Origin of the sequence: Streptomyces sp. NPDC002138 (assembly GCF_040296485.1) — a bacterium.
Classification (GTDB): Bacteria; Actinomycetota; Actinomycetes; order Streptomycetales; family Streptomycetaceae; genus Streptomyces.
Window position 1 is genome coordinate 1 of the sequence record NZ_JBEOXE010000055.1, and the last position, 17,406, is coordinate 17,406.

Here is a 17,406-nt window from a genome sequence, read left to right on the forward strand (position 1 = left end):
CATCCACCGAAGTGGACGGGGTATCAACTTCTGGCGTTGATTTTTGGCACGCTGTTGAGTTCTCAAGGAACGGACGCTTCCTTTGTACCGACCCTCGCGGGCTTTCCTCCGGGCTTCGTTCTTCGTTTCCGACTCTATCAGACTCTCTCGTGTCCGATTCCCGGTCGAAGCGGGATCTTGCTATTCGCTTTCCAGGTTTTCGCTTTCGCGTTTCCCTTTCCGGCGAGTCCGACTCTATCAGATCCTTTCGGGCCTGACTCCCAGTCAGCTGGGCTTGTCTTCGCGGCGTTTGAGCCGTTCCGACGAGGTGAGACAGTAGCGGATTCCTTGGCCCCCGACCTAATCGGCGGGGGTGCCACTCGGGCACGGTTTCCTCATTCGCAAATACGCATGAAAACGAGACGACAACGTACGTCGCTTCGTTCGAATGTGTAGGGGCGGATGGCTGTCCGGGGACCGACCGAGGCCAGCAGCTCACGTCGGACAACTCGAAGAACCTTACGGATCCCGCTCAGGTGTGTCAACCCCTGTTCGGCCCTCCCGCTGGCGGGGTCTCTGTGCGTACGCTGGGCCCCATGACTACGCACGTGCTCAGCCTTGGCTGGTGGGCCGCCTGACGGCGGCCGACCTTCCACGCGCGCACTGATGCGTTCACGGCCGCCGCTTACGGCGGCCGTTCTTGTTTCTCCCCACCCGGGGCGTGGCTCGGTCGCCGGTGGTGGCAGAGGAGAGCAAGGACATGACGAGGATCTTCAGCGGGATCAAGCCGACCGGACACCTGACGCTCGGGAACTACCTGGGTGCCGTGCGGCAGTGGGTCGAGGCCGGCCAGTACGAGGCCGAGTCCCTCTTCTGCGTCGTCGACCTGCACGCCCTGACCGTGGAGCACGATCCAGCGCGCCTGCGCCGGCTCAGCAGGCAGGTCGCGACCCTGTTCCTGGCCTCGGGGCTCGATCCGGAGCGGTGCACCCTCTTCGTGCAGAGCCATGTCAGCGAACACACCCGGCTCGCCTACCTGATGGAGTGCACGGCCACCGACGGTGAGCTGCGGCGCATGATCCAGTACAAGGAGAAGGCGGCGAAGGCGCAGGCCTCGGGGGACGGGGTGCGGCTGTCGCTGCTCACCTATCCCGCGCTGATGGCCGCCGACATCCTGGCCTACGACACCGACGAGGTGCCGGTGGGCGAGGACCAGCGGCAGCACGTGGAGCTGACGCGGGACCTGGCCGTGCGCTTCAACCAGCGGTACGGGCACACCTTCACCGTGCCGAAGGTGACCCTCCCGACCGTGGCGGCGCGGGTCATGGACCTCCAGGACCCGCGCTCCAAGATGGGCAAGTCCCACGACAGCGCGGCGGGGATCGTCTATCTGCTGGACGAACCGGGTGTGATCACCAAGAAGGTGATGCGGGCCGTGACCGACAGCGGGGACGGCGGGGTCGCGTACGACCGGGACGCGCGCCCCGGGGTCGCGAACCTGCTCGACGTGCTGGCCGCGTGCACGGGGGGTGATCCGGCGGCGCTGGCCGACGGGTACCAGGGCTACGGCGCGTTGAAGCGGGACGTCGCCGAGGCCGTGGTCGAGCTGCTGCGGCCGGTGCGGGAGCGGCACGCGGCGCTGGCGGCCGACCCGGCGGAGGTGGAGCGGGTGCTGCGGGCGGGGGCCGCGCGGGCGCGGGCGCTGGCGGCCCCGGTGGTGGACCGGGCGTACGAGGCCATCGGGCTGCTCGCCCCCTGAAGGAAGGCGTGCGGGGGGCTGCCGGTGGCCGGCCCCCCGCACGTACGCCCGTACCGGCGCCGGGTCCGTCAGCTGTTGCCGGAGGCCAGCTCGCGACTGCGGTCGCGGGCGGCTTCGAGGGCTGCGATGAGGGCCGCCCGTACGCCGTGCTTCTCCAGTTCCACGATCGCGTTGATCGTCGTACCGGCCGGGGAGGTGACGGCCTCGCGGAGCTTGACCGGGTGCTCGCCGCTGTCGCGGAGCATGACGGCGGCGCCGACGGCGGCCTGCACGATCAGGTCGTGGGCCTGGGCGCGGGGCAGGCCGAGGAGGATGCCCGCGTCCGTCATGGCTTCGACGAGGAAGTAGAAGTACGCCGGGCCCGAGCCGGAGAGGGCGGTGGCGGCGTCCTGCTGGGACTCGGGCACGCGCAGGGTCTTGCCGACGCCGCCGAAGATCTCCTCGGTGTGGGCGAGGTGGGCGCCGGTGGCGTGGCTGCCCGCCGAGATGACGGACATGGCCTCGTCCACGAGGGCGGGGGTGTTCGTCATGACGCGGACCACGGGGGTGCCGGTGGCGAGCCGGTCCTCGAAGAAGGAGGTCGGGATGCCCGCGGCGCCGCTGATGACCAGGCGGTCGGCCGGGACGTGCGGGGCCAGCTCTTCGAGGAGCTTGCCCATGTCCTGCGGCTTGACCGTGAGGATCAGGGTGTCGGCGCGCTTGGCGGCCTCGGCGTTGCTGACGGCCTCGACGCCGTAGCGGGTGCGGAGTTCCTCGGCGCGTTCGGGGCGGCGGGCCGTGACGAGGAGTTTCGCGGCGGGCCAGCCGCCTCGGATCATCCCGCTGAGGAGGGCCTCACCGATCTTGCCGGTACCGAGAACGGCGACTGTCTGGGTCATGCCCTCATCTTTGCACCAGGCCTCAGGGGGTGCGGCGGCGCAGGGTGGCCGCGCCGAGGGTGAGGACCAGCAGGGCGCAGGCGGCGACGACGACCGCGTCGCGGACGAAGTCGGCGGTCATGTCGGTGTGGGTGAGGACCTGGGTCATGCCGTCGACGGCGTAGGACATGGGCAGGACGTTCGAGATCGCTTCGAGGACCGGCTGCATCGTGTCGCGGGCGGCGAAGAGCCCGCACAGGAGCAGCTGGGGGAAGATCACGGCCGGCATGAACTGGACGGCCTGGAACTCGGAGGCCGCGAAGGCGGAGACGAACAGGCCGAGCGCGGTGCCGAGGAGCGCGTCGAGCAGCGCGACCAGGAGCAGCAGCCAGGGCGAGCCGACGATGTCGAGGCCGAGGACCCAGAGGGCGAGGCCGGTGGCCAGCAGGGACTGTACGACGGCCACGGCGCCGAAGGCGAGGGCGTAGCCGCCGATCAGGTCGCCCTTGCCCAGGGGCATGGCGAGGAGGCGTTCGAGGGTGCCGGAGGTGCGCTCGCGCAGGGTCGCGATGGAGGTCACGAGGAACATCGTGATCAGCGGGAAGATGCCGAGGAGGCTGGCGCCGATGCTGTCGAAGGTGCGCGGGCTGCCGTCGAAGACGAAGCGCAGCAGGGTCAGCATCAGGACGGGCACGAGCAGCATGAGCGCGATGGAGCGCGGGTCGTGGCGGAGCTGGCGCAGGACGCGCAGGGCGGTGGCGGTGGTGCGGGCGGCGTTCATCGGGTCTCGTTCTCCCCTACGGCGGTGACCTGGGCGGGGGCTGAGGCGGGGGCGGTGGCCTGGGCGCGGGCGTCGGTGCCGGCCTCGGCGTTGGCCTCGGCTCGGGCCTCGGCGTTGGCCTGGTCCACGAGGTGCAGGAAGCCCTCTTCGACGGTGGCGGAGCGGGTACGGGCGCGCAGTGCGTCCGGGGTGTCCTCGGCGAGGATCCGGCCCTCGCGCATGAGCAGCAGGTTGTGGCAGCGCTCGGCTTCGTCCATGACGTGGGAGGAGACGAGGATCGTGGCGCCGCGGGTGTCGGCGAGGGTGTGGAAGAGGTTCCACAGGTCGCGGCGCAGGACGGGGTCCAGGCCGACGGTGGGTTCGTCGAGGACGAGCAGCTCGGGGGTGCCGAGCAGGGCGACGGCGAGGGAGACACGGCTGCGCTGGCCACCGGAGAGGTTTCCGGCGAGGGCGTCGGCGTGGCCGGTGAGGTCCACGTCGGCGATGGCGCGGGTGACGTCCGCGCGGCGGCGGTCGGCGGCTGCCCGGCCGGGGTCGAGGACGGCGGCGAAGTAGTCGAGGTTCTGCCGGACGGTGAGGTCGTCGTAGACGGAGGGCGCCTGGGTGACGTAGCCGATGCGGGAGCGCAGCTCGGGGTGTCCGGCGGGGCGGCCGAGGACGTCGAGGGTGCCGCTGACCTGGGCCTGGGTGCCGACGATCGCCCGCATGAGGGTGGATTTCCCGCAGCCGGAGGGGCCGAGGAGGCCGGTGATGCGGCCATGGGGGACGGCGAAGCCGATGCCGTCGAGGACGGTGCGGGGGCTGCGGCCGGTGCCGCGGCGGACGGTCAGGCCGTGGGCGTGCACGGCGGGAGGGGTGGCCGAGGCTCCGTCGGCCTGGTTATTCATCATGTGATGAATAATGCTCCTGACGGTACCCGTCGTCAACCACCGGGGAGGTCAGGAGGAGGCGGAGACGCTCCGGATCTTGCGGCGCTCGGCCAGCCGGACGACGAGCAGGCAGTAGAGCGGGGTCGCGACGAGCTCCAGGACCAGGGCCTGCCAGGGCGCGTCAGCGGCCGTCTCGTCATTGGCCAGGTCATTGGCGAGGGCGGCGAGGGTGAAGGCCAGCAGGTTGTTCACCATGTGGTGGGCGATGGCGGCCTCCAGGCCCCCGGTGCGCAGGGTGAGCCAGGCGTACCAGGCGGCGGAGTAGAGCAGCAGCGCGAACCCGGACCACTGGCCGAAGCCGTGGGCCAGGGCGAAGAGCAGGGAGCCGACGGCGATGCCCGCCCACGGGCTGCGCAGGTGCGCGCCGAAGGCCTGCAGGATCCAGCCCCGGAACAGGTACTCCTCCGCGGCGGCCTGGAAGGGGACGAGCACCCAGATGACGGCCAGGCCGAGCAGCAGCGTCGGCAGGGCGGGCGGGGCGAACAGCTCGGCCGCCGTGCCGCCGGGTCCCTCCCCGGGCATCAGCCACACGAGCAGGCCGGTCTGGGTGGCCAGCACGGGCAGGGCGAGGCAGGAGCAGAGCGCCAGCCAGCCGAGCCGCAGCCGGCCGGTGACGGAGGAGATCGTGCCGGCCGGGCGACGCTGGATCCAGCGGACGACGAGCAGGACGGCGGGTATCGCGAGGCCGAGGCTGACGAGGCCGAGCGCCACCTCGGCGACCGGGTCGGCGAAGACCGCCTCGTCGTCGGCGTTGGCGTTGGCGATGCCGAAGACCCGGGCGAGCACGAAGGCGGCGACGAACAGCGCGAGGGTGCAGACCACGCCGGCGGCGCCGAGCAGGGCGGTGCCGCCCAGCTCCCGCCACACGCGCTGGCCGCCGTTGCGGGCCTGGGCGGCGTAAGACGAACCGGCGGGGGCCGTGAGCGGGCCGGTCGGCGGCGCGGGCGGGCAGGGCGGGTACGGGAGGTGCCCCGGGTGCGCGAGGTGCCCCGGGTGCGCGAGGTGCCCCGGGTACGGCAGGTGCCCGGGGGCGGCGCCGGGGTGCCGGGGCGGGGGCGGCCAGTACGGCGCGCTCGGCGGGGGCGGGGGCGGGCCCTGCCGCGGGCCCGCGGGAGGACCTTCCGGTCGTGGCGCCGTACCGCTCACGCCCGGCTACTTCTTCTTGCGCTTGGGGCGGCGGGCCGCGGGGTTCCCGGTCCGGGAGCCCCGGCGGCGCGCGTACTCGGCGCGGGCGCGCTCGTACTCGGCGCGGGCCAGCTTCTCGCCGGGAGCCTCGATCAGGCAGCGCAGGAAGTACGCGATCAGGCCGCCGATGAAACCGATGGCCTTGAGGCCCTTGAGCGAAGCCTCGTCCGAGGAGGGCGCCGGGCGCCGGGTGAAGGACTCCCACGCCTTCGCGAAGGCGATGGAACTCGCGATCGCGAAGAGGACGACGACCGAGATGCTGAGGAAGGGACCGACGTTGCCGATCTCCAGGCCCTCGTACGCGAAGCGCAGCAGGTAGGCGGCGATGACGGCGGCCAGGAGCGAGGCGACCGCCATGCCCGCGCGGCGCAGCATGTACCCGCCGTCGTGCGCGACCCAGGTGGTGCCGAAGAACCGGAGCGGTTGGGGTTGGGGGCCCTCGGCGGTGGCCGGGGCGGCCGCGGCCGCCGAACCGGCCGGGGCCCGTTCGCCGTCGGCGCCGGTGTCGCGCCCTGCGTCGCGCCCTGCGTCTCGTTCGTCGTCTCGTTCGTCGTCTCGTTCGTCGCTCACACCGGCGATTATCCCCCGGCGGCGGCCCGGACCCGGGTGCGTCTCACGTGTCAGACCGGGCGCCGTCAGCTCGTGCGGTCGTAGGTCAGGCACACCATCACGGAGTCGTCGATCAGCGTCCACATCCAGTAGAAGGTGCTGTCGGTCTGGCCGCGGCGGCAGTTCGCGGGGCTGGGGGACGCCGGTGCGCGGTACACGCCGGTGACGACCATGACGTAGTCGTAGGCGACCGGTACGCGGGTGGCACCGCAGTCCACAGCGGTGAACATGCCCAGGGTGAGGTGGTCGCCCGTGCCCTTCGCCGCCAGGACGCAGTAGCCGACGTGGAAGACGCGCGTCAGGCACAGGTTGGTGGTCCCGTAGCGCCAGTTCGTCCGTCCCTTGCCGCTGGGGCAGTCCCCCGGCACGACCGAACCGACCCTGACCTGTGCCCGCTCCGTGTCGCACCCGACGGGGGCGGGCGGGGTGTTCACGTTCCACTTGTCCGGGTGGCCGGTGTCGTACCACGGCAGGCAGGTACCCGCGCGGACGGCGCGGAACGCCTCCTCCCTGGAGTTGCGGGTCGCGGAGGGCGTCGGAGGGGGCGTGGGCTCGGGGGTGGAGGTGGGCGTGCGGGTGGGGGTGCGGGTGGGGGTGGGCGGCGTGCGGGTGGGGGTGGGCGACGGCTCCACGGGGTCGACGGCCGGTGGGGTGCGCGTCGCGCGGTGGCTTGCGGTGGACGCGGACGGTGCGTCGCGCCCTTCGGCGGACATCCGGTCGGCCCATTTCCCCCCGATCGGCAGGAGGATGCAGATCACGGCGACGAGGGCCACCCACCCGATCTTCGCGGCCACGGAGTCGGAGAGCCGTTCGGCGACACCGTCCCCGTCCCCGTCCCCGTCCTCTTCCGCGCTTCCGCTGCCCTCCTGCTCCGCCAACCGCCGGGCCTCCGCGGCCCGGCGCCGGCGGGCGGCCGCGGCCCGGCGCTCCCGTTCCTTGCGGGCGTCCGCCTCGCCCGGATCGGTGAGCGGCGGGACCTGCGGCGGCGCGGAGTCGGCGGTGCGCGTTCCCGTCCCGGAGCCGGGCCGGCCGCGCGAAGCGTCCAGGGCCCGGCCGTGGGCCTCGTACGCGGTGATCGTCGCCGTCCACTCCACCGGCAGCCAGAGCCGCCGGCGCCGCAGCGCGGCCACGGCGGTCGCCAGGACGGTGGCGAGGTCGGGACGCCGACGCGGGTCGGGGTCCAGGCACGGCTCGATCAGCGGAGCCAGTGGGGCGGGCAGCCCCGACAGGTCCAGCTTGCCGCCCTGGACGTGGGCCAGCAGCACCATCTCGGACTCCACCCCCTCCCGGTACGGCGGACGCCCGACGGCGAGATGGAAGAGGGTCGCCCCCAGGGAGAAGACGTCCGACGCGGCGGTCGACGCCTCGCCCCGCGCCTGCTCCGGCGAGGTGAAGGCCACGGTGCCCAGGGTGAGCGAGGTACGGGTGCGGTCGACGGCGTGCGAGATGCCGAAGTCGATGACGAGCGGGCCGGTCAGCGGCAGCAGGATGTTCTGCGGCTTGACGTCCCGGTGGACGATCCCGACGTCGTGCAGGGACATCAGCGCCTGCGCCACGCCCACGGCCACCGAGGGCACCGCCCAGGCGGCGAGCGGTCCGTGCTCGCGCACCAGGTCGGCGAGGGACGGGGCCGGTACGTACTGGATGGCCATCCAGGGCCGGGGCGCGTCGGGATCGGCGTCGAGGACGCGGGCGGTGTAGGAGCCGTCGACGCGCCGGGCCAGCTCCACCTCCCGCGCGAACCGCTCCCGGTCGACCCGGAGCACCGGGCCCTGCGCGAGGAGCGTCTTGACCGCGACGAGCCGTTTCCCTCCTTTCGGGCGCGCCAGGTAGATCCGGCCCATCCCGCCGGAGGCGAGCCGCCACAGCAGGCGGTAGTCGCCGAGGCGTTGCGGGTCGTCGGTGTCGAGACGGTGCACGGCGATGCCCGGCACGGTTCACTTCCCCCTCGGTCAGCGGACGCAGGCGGCCGCGATGATCAGCAACAGCACGATCACGACGGCCATCCCGGCGCAGCCGAGGCCGCCGCCCGCGGCGGGTCCCGCCGTGCCGGACTCCACCTGGCCGCCCAGGGGCAGCCCGGGGTGCCGGGCGGTGTAGTGGTCGGCGTGCTGGCGGCCGGCCACGGATTCGGCACCCCAGGTGGTCTTGAATCCGCACTCACCGCACCAGAAGCGGTAGTTCATCCCTCTCTCCTCCTCCCCTTCTCTGCTCCCCCGGTCCGCCCGGTCCCCCCTCGACCGTCCGGGCGGCGAAGCGCTCCGCCCACTGGGAGCGTGCGGTCCGCGCAGGTCGGGGTACAGGTCATGGCACCGGTCACGTATGACCGACGGCGGCCCGCTACGCTCACCTGCGATCCGGGCCGGTGCTCCGGCCCCGAAGGGGGAGGGAGCCGCGTGACGACCGACCGACTCGTAGAACTCGCCGCGCTGTTGAGGGACCTGCGCAAGCGGGCCGGGCTGACGCAGGAGCAGTTGGCGCACGAGTCCGAGGTGAGCGAGAGCACCATCCGGAGGCTGGAGAGGGGCCGGGCCCCCAACCCGACGCTGCTCTCGCTGACGAGGCTGCAGGACACGCTCGGGGCCGGGCCGGAGGACCGCAGGCGGCTCGCCGAGCTGCTGACGAGCGGACGCGTGGACGCGGCGGAGGCGGGCACGGGCGGGGACGCTCCGGCAGGCACGGGCACGGGCACAGGCGCAGGCACGGGCACGGACGCGGACACGGGCCCGGACGCGGGCCGGGCCGAGGGACCACCGGAGCCCGCGGCGCCCTCGGGGATGCTGGTTCGGGACGAAGTCCGCTCCGCGGCCCGTGATCTGGCGCTGGAGGTCCGGCGCCGCTGGCGGATCGAGGAGGAGCACCGCCGGGTCCACGACCCCTTCCCGCTGCCGGTGCGGTGGCGGCGCACCGACCCCGCGCTCAGCGATCACGAGGCCAACATCGAGCGGCTGCCACCGGGCGCCGCCGCGCCCCTGCCCGCCGACCTGAGCGGTGACCTCCCGACCGTCGCCGCGTTCTACCGGGGCAGGCGCTCGGGGCGCCTGGTGATCCTCGGCCGGGCGGGCTCGGGCAAGTCGGTGCTCACCATCCGGTTCGTCCAGGACTTCCTGGAGTCCCGGGCCGAGCCGGAGCGCGTACCCGTGATCTTCAGCATCGGCTCCTGGGACCCCACGGCCTCGACCTTGCGCGCGTGGGTGACGGAGCGGCTCGTACGGGACCACCCGCACCTCGCGGACCGGGTGGCGGGCCGCTCGACGGCCGACGCCCTGATCGAGGCGGATCTGGTCCTGCCGGTCCTGGACGGGTTCGACGAGATCGCGGAGGGGCTGCGGGGCCGGGCCCTGGAGGGGCTGAACGAGTTCTCGTCGCCGCTCGTCCTCACCAGTCGGCGCGAGGAGTTCGCCGACGCGGTCGGCTCGGCCGGTACGCCGCTGGTATGGGCGACCGTCATCGAGCTCGCCGACCTCACCCCCGGGGACGTCGCCTCGTACCTGCCGCGGACCGCCCGACGACGCCCCGGCGAGGACGGCACGGGCGAGGACGCTACGGGCGACGGCGGCCTGGGCCGCACCGGCAGGGGCACCTGGGACGGGGTGATGGAGCGGTTACGGGAGGGGTCCGGAGCCCGCGACGGCGGGGGCGGCGCGGCGGCCCTGGCCGGAGCCCTGCGCACCCCCTTGATGACCGCCCTGGCCCGGACCTTGTACAGCGACGCCGACGGGCCCGGGGCCGACCCCGGCGAACTGTTGGACACGCGGGCGTTCCCCGACGCGAGTTCCGTCGAGGAGCACCTGCTCGCGGGCTTCGTCCCAGCCGTCTACCGGTCACCCACGTCGCGCACACCCCACACGTCACGCAGGTCGTCTGCTCGGAAACGCGACTGGGACCCGGAGCGCGCCGAGCACTGGCTCGGCTACCTCGCCCACCACCTGGCCCACCCCGACCGGGAGCGGCAGGACCTCGCCTGGTGGGAGATCGGCGACTTCCTGCCGAGCCGCCAGCGCGTGCTGAGCGTGGTGCTCACGGCCACGCTGTGCACCACCCTCAGTACCTGGCTGATCGGTTTCCTGATCGGCCGGTTGCCCGCGTGGGAGACCGCCGTACAGGGCTCCCTGATGGGTCCTGCCGCCGGCCTCGCCTTCGGCGCCGTGTACGCGGTCATGAACGCCAGGGGCCACGGCACCTTCGAGCCGGCCTACGTACGGCTGCGCCTGCGGCTGCCGGGCGGCGGCCCGCCGACGGTGCCCGGACGGGGGGCGGGGGCGCGGCGCGGGGCGGTGCGGATCTTCACGGCGCGCTTCGGCGCGGTGCTGGCGGGCGGGTTCGTGATGGGCCTGGGATGCGCCTGCGCCCTGATGGTGCAGCAGGAGCTCGCCTACGGGCCGGTGCTGAACCTCGCCGTCCTGGAGTGGATGGCCGTGAACATGTTCGTCTTCGGGTTGATCTTCGGTGCGGGGGCCGGTCTGGTCTTCGGTCTGCTGGCGGCGCTCGAGGCGCCCCTGGACGTGGCCTCCGCCGCGAACCCGCTCGGCCTGCTCGCCGCCAACCGCGCGATCGTCCGACGGCAGTTCCTGGTGCTGGTGCCGCTGCTCGCGCTCTCGGTGGCGTTCGGTGGCGGGCTGATCGTGTCCCTGCTGGACGGTGTGATCGGGAAGCTGACCTGGGAGGCGCGGGACGGGCTCCACATCGGCGCCGTCGTCGGCCTCGGGGGCGGGCTGTCGTACGCCCTCTCCTTCACCGCGTGGGGCCACTGGGTGATCCGGGCCAGGGTGTGGCTGCCGATGGCCGGCAAGCTGCCCTGGGACACGGCCGCGTTCCTGGACGACGCGTACCGGCGCGGGGTCCTGCGCCAGGCGGGTGCGGTGTACCAGTTCCGCCACGTCCGTCTCCAGCACCACCTGGGCCGCGCCTACCGGCGGAGCCGGACCGGGCGGTCCCTGCGCTGGGCCCCGGTGGACCCGGCAGCCGCCCCCGGGGACCGCGGCTGACGCGGCCGGTGGGGGCGGGGTCGCGGCCCCGCCGGAGCGCCGGCTAGCCGCAGCGGGTGGCGACGTAGCCGTCGCTGCCCGTCTTCACGTACGCGTCGGCGACGTACAGGCCGTTGCCGATGCAGTCCCAGATGTCCGACGTGCCGTAGGGGCCGGAGACCGTCGTGCCGGGCGTCTGGCAGTCGATCTTCACCCAGGCGCCGTACGGGAGGACCTTCTTGACCGGGTAGCCGGTGCCCGGGCCGCTGCGGACGTTCACCCGCGAGTCGGGTGCGACCGGGAACGTCATGTAGTCCGCTTCGCCGGACTGCACGGACAGGGATTCCACCGCGCCCGCCGCCTCGTCAACCGCCATGTTGATCTCCCCCATTGGCCTGAAACTGACCTGAACCGGGCCATCGCGCCCGGCAACTCGCGGAGGATAGCAGGCCCTTACGGATTCGTACGCACCGTCGACTAGGCTCCCCCGGGGGTGATGGGCGATGCGATCGCTGCGCGCTGAGCAGTCCGGGTTTCCGGAGTACGCCGGGCTGTACCGGCTGGAATCCGTGCTCGGTTCCGGCGGCATGGGCGTCGTCCATCTGGCCACTTCCGCGTCCGGTTTGAAGCTCGCCGTGAAGATCGTGCACGCGCAGCACGCCGTGGATCCCGAATTCCGCGCCCGCTTCCAGCAAGAGGTCGCGGCCGCGCGCCGGGTGAGCGGAGCCTTCACCGCACCTGTCGTCGACGCCGATCCCGATGCCGAACGGCCGTGGATGGCCACGCTGTTCATCGACGCCCCGACGCTCGCCGAGCGGGTGCGCGAGCGGGTGCTGGATCCGGCCGAGGTCGGGCGGCTCGGCGCCGGGCTGGCGGAGGCGCTGCGCGACATCCACCGGGCGGGCGTGGTCCACCGGGACCTCAAGCCGAGCAATGTGCTGATGGCGCCGGACGGGCCGAAAGTCATCGATTTCGGAATCTCGCGGCCCTACGACAGCGATCTGCGGACCGAGACCGGGAAGCTGATCGGGACGCCGCCGTTCATGGCGCCCGAGCAGTTCCAGCGGCCGCGCGACGTCGGGCCCGCCGCCGACGTGTTCGCGATGGGAGCGCTCCTGGTGCACGCGGCCACCGGGCACGGGCCGTTCGACTCCGAGAGCCCGTACATCGTGGCGTACCAGGTGGTGCACAACGAGCCCGACCTCACGGGGGTGCCGCAGGAGCTGGCGCCGCTGATCGCGCGCTGCCTGGCGAAGGACCCGGCCGCGCGGCCCACCGCCGACGAGCTGATCGCCGTACTGCGCTCGGCGGCCTATCCGACGAACGAGGACACGCGGGCGTTCATACCGCGACCTCGGCTGCCGGTGGCGGTGCCCGCGGCGGAGCCGGTCACGCACCGGCGGGACGGGCTCGCGGTCGATGCGGCGGGTGTGGGTGGTTTGGCCGGTGGTGCCGGTGGGGCTGGTGGGGCTGGTGTCGCCGCTGGTCCGGGGCGGCGTGCCGGGCGGCGGCGTTCGCGGTGGCGGGTGGCGGCCGTGCTGGGGACCGGGCTGCTGGTGACCGGCGGGGCGGTCGGCGGGTACGTCCAGTTCCGGGAGACGCCGGCGGCGACGGTCGCCGGTCGCGCGTCCGGTGCGGCGCCCGGGGGCGCGGCCGCGCGGGTCACTCCGTGGGCGGTGACCCCGGCCGCGCCGGGGGCGGCCCAGCGGATCCCGGCCTGTGGCTGGATGTCGGACGCCCTCTACTGCTCCGCGCCCGGTTTCGCGGCCGTACGGCTGGACCCGGCGACGGGGACCGCGCTGTGGTCGGTGGCCGGGTCGACGGGTCCGGCGGATCCGGCGCCGTTCCCCGGGGGCGGCGCCGTGATCGTGTACCTGTCCGGCGGTCACCTCCTGCAGGCGCTGGACCCGGCCACCGGGGCGCAGCGCTGGAAGGCCGACACCCCGCGCGGCGCGGACGTCGTACCGGCGGGGGCGCTGGTGCTGGTCGCCGCCGCCGACGGGCAGATCACGGCGCGCGACGCGGCGACCGGTGCGGTGCGCTGGACGAAGCGGCCGACGGGGGCCGGTGCGCAGCTGGTCGCCTCGGCGGACGGTGCGGAGGTGTACGCCGTGACGCCCTCCGGGGACGGCGCCTCGACCCAGGTGCTGGCCCTCGCCGCGGCCGACGGCGCCACCCGCTGGCAGCACCGGGCGGCCGGGCTGCTGGAGCCGGTGGGGGTGGCGGACGGGGCGCTGCACCTGCTGGCGGGCGACGGGATGGTGACGGACGCGGTGGTACGGGTCGACCTGCGCACGCGGGGCGAACGGCGGACGCTGCTGCCGACGACGCTGCTCCAGGCGCAGGCGGGGGTGGGTGCGGACGGGACGGTGTACGCGTTCGGCAGCGGGGGTGCGTTGGTGGCCGTGGGCGCGGAGCGGGAGTTGTGGCGGCTGGAGACCGCGGCCAGTCAGGGGTCGCGGCCGGTGGCCGCGGACGGGCGGGTCCATCTGATGGCCGCGGACGGGCGGCTGCTGGCGGTGGACGCGGTGCGGGGGCGGCTGGTCGGGCAGAGCGCTCCGCGGATGGCTACCGGGCGCAATACGTTCACGCCGTGGCGGCCGGCGCCGGTGGTGGCGGGTGGGCGGGTGTTCGGTACGGCCCCGGACGGGTCGGTCTTCGCCGTCGACCCTGCCGGGTGGCAGTAGGGCCCCGACCCCCGCGAACCGAGGCCCGGCCCGCCTGCCCTCCGGGGACGCCTCAAACGCCGGCCAAACCAAGCCCGCCCGGCGATTGAGGGCATCCGTAACGCCGCGGCTGAAATCGGCACCCCACACCCCGGCCAAACCAAGCCCGCCCGGCGATTGAGGGCGTCGGTCAGCCCAGGAGGGAGACGTCGCGGACCGCGCCCTTGTCGGCGCTCGTGGCCATGGCGGCGTACGCACGAAGGGCCGCGGAGACCTTGCGCTCGCGGTTCTTCGGGGCGTAGACGCCGCCCAGGGCCTCGCGGCGGGCCGCCAACGTGGCGTCGTCGACCAGCAGGTCGATCGAGCGGTTCGGGATGTCGATCCGGATGCGGTCACCGTCCTCGATGAGCGCGATCGCACCGCCCGACGCCGCCTCCGGAGAGGCGTGCCCGATGGACAGGCCCGACGTACCGCCGGAGAACCGCCCGTCGGTGATCAGCGCGCAGGACTTGCCGAGACCCCGGCCCTTGAGGAAGGACGTCGGGTAGAGCATCTCCTGCATGCCGGGACCGCCGCGCGGCCCCTCGTACCGGATGACGACGACATCCCCTGGCTTGATCTCCTTGCGCAGGATCTTGTCGACCGCCTCGTCCTGCGACTCGCAGACCACGGCCGGCCCCTCGAAGGTCCAGATCGACTCGTCGACACCGGCCGTCTTGACCACGCAGCCGTCCACGGCGATGTTGCCGTGCAGGACGGCGAGCCCGCCGTCCTTGGAGTACGCGTGCTCGACGGAGCGGATGCAGCCGCCCTCCGCGTCGAGGTCGAGGGTGTCCCAGCGCTCGGACTGCGAGAAGGCGGTCGCGGAGCGCACGCAGCCGGGCGCCGCGTGCCACAGCTCGATCGATTCCTCGGAGGCGGTGCCGCTGCGCACGTCCCAGGTGCCGAGCCACTCCTCGATGTTCGCGGAGTGCACGGTGTGGACGTTCTTGTTGAGCAGCCCGCCGCGGTACAGCTCGCCGAGGATGGCCGGGATCCCGCCCGCGCGGTGGATGTCCTCCATGTAGTACGTGCCGCCCGGCGCCACGTTCGGCGCGACCTTGGAGAGGCACGGGACGCGGAGCGAGACCTCGTTGATGTCCTTGAGGTCGTAGTCCAGACCCGCTTCCTGCGCCGCGGCCAGCAGGTGCAGGATCGTGTTGGTGGAGCCGCCCATCGCGATGTCGAGGGCCATGGCGTTCTCGAAGGCCTCGCGCGTGGCGATGGAGCGGGGCAGGACGGAGTAGTCGTCCTGCTCGTAGTGGCGCTTGGTGATCTCGACGATCGTGCGGCCCGCGTTCTCGTACAGGGCCTTGCGTGCGGTGTGCGTGGCGAGGACCGAGCCGTTGCCCGGGAGGGCGAGGCCGATGGCCTCGGCGAGGCAGTTCATCGAGTTGGCCGTGAACATGCCGCTACAGGAGCCGCAGGTCGGACAGGCATTCTCCTCGATGCGCAGGACGTCCTCGTCGGAGACGTTCTCGTTGGAGGCGTCGACCATCGCGTCGATGAGGTCGAGCTTGCGGACGGTGCCGTCGACGAGGGTGGCCTGGCCGGCCTCCATCGGGCCGCCGGAGACGAAGACGACCGGGATGTTGAGGCGCATGGCGGCCATCAGCATGCCGGGAGTGATCTTGTCGCAGTTCGAGATGCAGATCAGCGCGTCGGCGCAGTGCGCTTCCACCATGTACTCGACCGAGTCCGCGATGAGGTCGCGGGAGGGCAGGGAGTACAGCATGCCGCCGTGGCCCATCGCGATGCCGTCGTCGACGGCGATCGTGTTGAACTCGCGCGGAACCGCGCCCGCGGCCAGGATCGCGTCGGAGACGATCCGGCCGACCGGGGCGAGGTGGGTGTGCCCGGGAACGAACTCGGTGAAGGAGTTGGCGACCGCGATGATCGGCTTGCCGATGTCGGCGCTCGCTACGCCCGACGCACGCATAAGGGCGCGTGCGCCCGCCATGTTGCGGCCGTGGGTGACGGTGCGGGACCTCAGCTCGGGCATCGGGTTCACTCCCCATAGGTGGCGCTCGTACGGCGCTTCGACAGCACTGGGTCAGAGATGTCTGGCTCAGATTACGAGGCTACGCCTGCCGACCGGGATCCGGACAAGGTGTCCGTATGCCGGGATGGAGGGTTCATCCCTCGGTCAGGTACCGCTGGAGGGTGGGCGCGACCAGGGTGATGATCTCCTCCGGGTCGGCGGAGGCGAGGGGCTCGACCTGGACGACGTACCGCAGGATCGCGATGCCCACCATGTGCGAGGCGGCCAGCTCGGCGCGGAAGGTGGGGTCGGGGACGTTGAGGTCGGCGGCGACCCGTTCCAGGACGCGGCGCAGGATCAGCCGGCGCAGGACCTTCGCCGCGGCCTCGTGGGTCAGGGCCGAGCGGATCACCGCGAGGAGCGGGGCGCGGGAGACCGGGTTCTCCCAGATCCCCAGGAAGTAGCGGGCGAGGCGCTCGCCGATGCCGTCGGGGCCTTCTCCGATGATGGCGGGGACCACCAGGGCGGGTTCCATGGTCATCTCGATGGCGGCCGCGAAGAGGTCGTCCTTGGTACCGAAGTAGTGGTGGACCAGGGCCGGATCGACGCCGGCGGCCTTGGCGATGCCGCGTACGGAGGTCTTGTCGTAACCGCGGTCGGCGAATTCGGAGCGGGCGGCGAACAGGATCCGCTCCTGGCTGCCGGGGCCGTCGGCGGTCTCGTCCTGGCGGGGGCGGCCGGGGCCGCGGCGGGGGCGCGGGCCGGGGGTGGCCGTCATCGGCGCGGGACCCTGGTGGCGGGGCCGGGGCCGTATCCGGGGCCGGGGCCCGGGCCGGCGTTGGCGCTGGCCAGGTGGAGGCGGGTGAACGCGAGGGCCTCGGCGAGGTCGGCCTCGCGCTCGGCGGCGGACATCGCGCGGCGGGTGTTGACCTCGATGACGACGTGGCCGTCGAAGCCGGTACGGGCGAGCCGGTCCAGCAGCTCGGCGCACGGCTGGGTGCCGCGGCCGGGGACGAGGTGCTCGTCCTTGGCGGAGCCGTTGCCGTCGGCGAGGTGGACGTGGGCGAGGCGGTCGCCCATCCGCTCGATCATCGCGGTGGCGTCGGTGCGGGCGGTCGCGGTGTGGGACAGGTCGACCGTGAAGTGGCGGTAGTCGTCCTTGGTGACGTCCCACTCGGGGGCGTAGGCGAGCATCTCGCGGTCGCGGTAGCGCCAGGGGTACATGTTCTCGACCGCGAAACGGACGTCGGTCTCGTCCGCCATGCGCCAGATGCCGGAGACGAACTCGCGGGAGTACTGGCGCTGCCAGCGGAACGGCGGGTGGACGACGACCGCGCTCGCGCCGAGCTTCTCGGCGGCCGCCTGGGCGCGCTGGAGCTTGGTCCACGGGTCCGTGGACCAGACGCGCTGGGTGATGAGGAGGCAGGGGGCGTGGATGGCGAGGATCGGGACCTGGTGGTGGTCGGAGAGGCGGCGCAGGGCGTCGATGTCCTGGCTGACCGGGTCCGTCCAGACCATCACCTCGACGCCGTCGTAGCCGAGGCGTGCGGCGATCTCGAAGGCGGTCGCCGTGGACTCCGGGTAGACGGAGGCGGTGGAGAGGGCGACTTTCGCGTCCGGGATGCGCACTGGTTCTGCCACGGGGACAGGGTAC

Annotated in this window: 14 protein-coding genes; 3 read left to right on the forward strand and 11 right to left on the reverse strand. The window is 73.1% G+C overall.

The features are described 5' to 3' along the window. Positions 1 to 739 precede the first annotated feature (739 nt). Positions 740 to 1,738: a tryptophan--tRNA ligase gene (trpS, locus tag ABT084_RS28615; RefSeq protein WP_351049778.1), complete on the forward strand. Its 999-nt coding sequence runs from the start codon at positions 740 to 742 to the stop codon at positions 1,736 to 1,738. 68 nt (positions 1,739 to 1,806) lie between these two features. On the opposite strand, the gene proC is transcribed toward trpS, so the two are convergent. From proC to ABT084_RS28650, 7 genes are all read right to left on the reverse strand, one after another. Continuing rightward, a complete protein-coding gene (gene proC, locus ABT084_RS28620; protein WP_351049781.1) occupies positions 1,807 to 2,616 on the reverse strand; it encodes a pyrroline-5-carboxylate reductase in 810 nt (269 codons plus the stop codon). A gap of 22 nt (positions 2,617 to 2,638) precedes the next feature. After that, positions 2,639 to 3,376, reverse strand: a complete 738-nt coding sequence (locus ABT084_RS28625; RefSeq protein WP_351049784.1) for an ABC transporter permease — start codon at positions 3,374 to 3,376, stop codon at positions 2,639 to 2,641. Next, positions 3,373 to 4,266, reverse strand: a complete 894-nt coding sequence (locus ABT084_RS28630; RefSeq protein ID WP_351049787.1) for an ABC transporter ATP-binding protein — start codon at positions 4,264 to 4,266, stop codon at positions 3,373 to 3,375. Before ABT084_RS28630 ends, ABT084_RS28625 begins: the two co-directional genes overlap by 4 nt. 48 nt (positions 4,267 to 4,314) lie before the next feature. Beyond that, positions 4,315 to 5,451, reverse strand: a complete 1,137-nt coding sequence (locus ABT084_RS28635) for a CPBP family glutamic-type intramembrane protease (RefSeq protein ID WP_351049790.1) — start codon at positions 5,449 to 5,451, stop codon at positions 4,315 to 4,317. A gap of 6 nt (positions 5,452 to 5,457) precedes the next feature. Then, a complete protein-coding gene (locus ABT084_RS28640) occupies positions 5,458 to 6,060 on the reverse strand; it encodes a hypothetical protein (RefSeq protein WP_351049792.1) in 603 nt (200 codons plus the stop codon). 65 nt (positions 6,061 to 6,125) lie between these two features. Beyond that, the gene (locus ABT084_RS28645; RefSeq protein WP_351049795.1) at positions 6,126 to 8,033 is read right to left on the reverse strand and encodes a serine/threonine-protein kinase; all 1,908 of its coding nucleotides are present in this window, start codon (positions 8,031 to 8,033) and stop codon (positions 6,126 to 6,128) included. Between the two features lie 18 nt (positions 8,034 to 8,051). Continuing rightward, the gene (locus tag ABT084_RS28650; protein ID WP_351049798.1) at positions 8,052 to 8,285 is read right to left on the reverse strand and encodes a hypothetical protein; all 234 of its coding nucleotides are present in this window, start codon (positions 8,283 to 8,285) and stop codon (positions 8,052 to 8,054) included. Positions 8,286 to 8,495: 210 nt separating this feature from the next. On the opposite strand from ABT084_RS28650, the gene ABT084_RS28655 reads away from it, so the two are divergent. Then, a complete protein-coding gene (locus ABT084_RS28655; protein WP_351049800.1) occupies positions 8,496 to 11,087 on the forward strand; it encodes a helix-turn-helix domain-containing protein in 2,592 nt (863 codons plus the stop codon). Between the two features lie 43 nt (positions 11,088 to 11,130). Here ABT084_RS28655 and ABT084_RS28660 read toward each other — a convergent pair whose 3' ends face one another. Then, on the reverse strand, positions 11,131 to 11,442 hold the full coding sequence (locus ABT084_RS28660; protein WP_351049803.1) for a peptidase: 312 nt from the start codon (positions 11,440 to 11,442) through the stop codon (positions 11,131 to 11,133). A gap of 127 nt (positions 11,443 to 11,569) precedes the next feature. On the opposite strand from ABT084_RS28660, the gene ABT084_RS28665 reads away from it, so the two are divergent. Next, positions 11,570 to 13,753 (forward strand): protein kinase domain-containing protein, encoded by a 2,184-nt coding sequence (locus ABT084_RS28665; RefSeq protein ID WP_351049806.1) that lies wholly within the window; start codon positions 11,570 to 11,572, stop codon positions 13,751 to 13,753. A 169-nt stretch (positions 13,754 to 13,922) separates the two neighbouring features. On the opposite strand, the gene ilvD is transcribed toward ABT084_RS28665, so the two are convergent. The 3 genes from ilvD to ABT084_RS28680 form a co-directional block, all read right to left on the reverse strand. Then, positions 13,923 to 15,773: a dihydroxy-acid dehydratase gene (gene ilvD, locus ABT084_RS28670; protein ID WP_351049808.1), complete on the reverse strand. Its 1,851-nt coding sequence runs from the start codon at positions 15,771 to 15,773 to the stop codon at positions 13,923 to 13,925. Positions 15,774 to 15,906: 133 nt separating this feature from the next. Next, the gene (locus tag ABT084_RS28675; protein WP_351049811.1) at positions 15,907 to 16,530 is read right to left on the reverse strand and encodes a TetR/AcrR family transcriptional regulator; all 624 of its coding nucleotides are present in this window, start codon (positions 16,528 to 16,530) and stop codon (positions 15,907 to 15,909) included. Beyond that, positions 16,527 to 17,393 (reverse strand): sugar phosphate isomerase/epimerase family protein, encoded by an 867-nt coding sequence (locus ABT084_RS28680; protein ID WP_351049813.1) that lies wholly within the window; start codon positions 17,391 to 17,393, stop codon positions 16,527 to 16,529. Before ABT084_RS28680 ends, ABT084_RS28675 begins: the two co-directional genes overlap by 4 nt. Between the last annotated feature and the right edge of the window lie 13 nt (positions 17,394 to 17,406).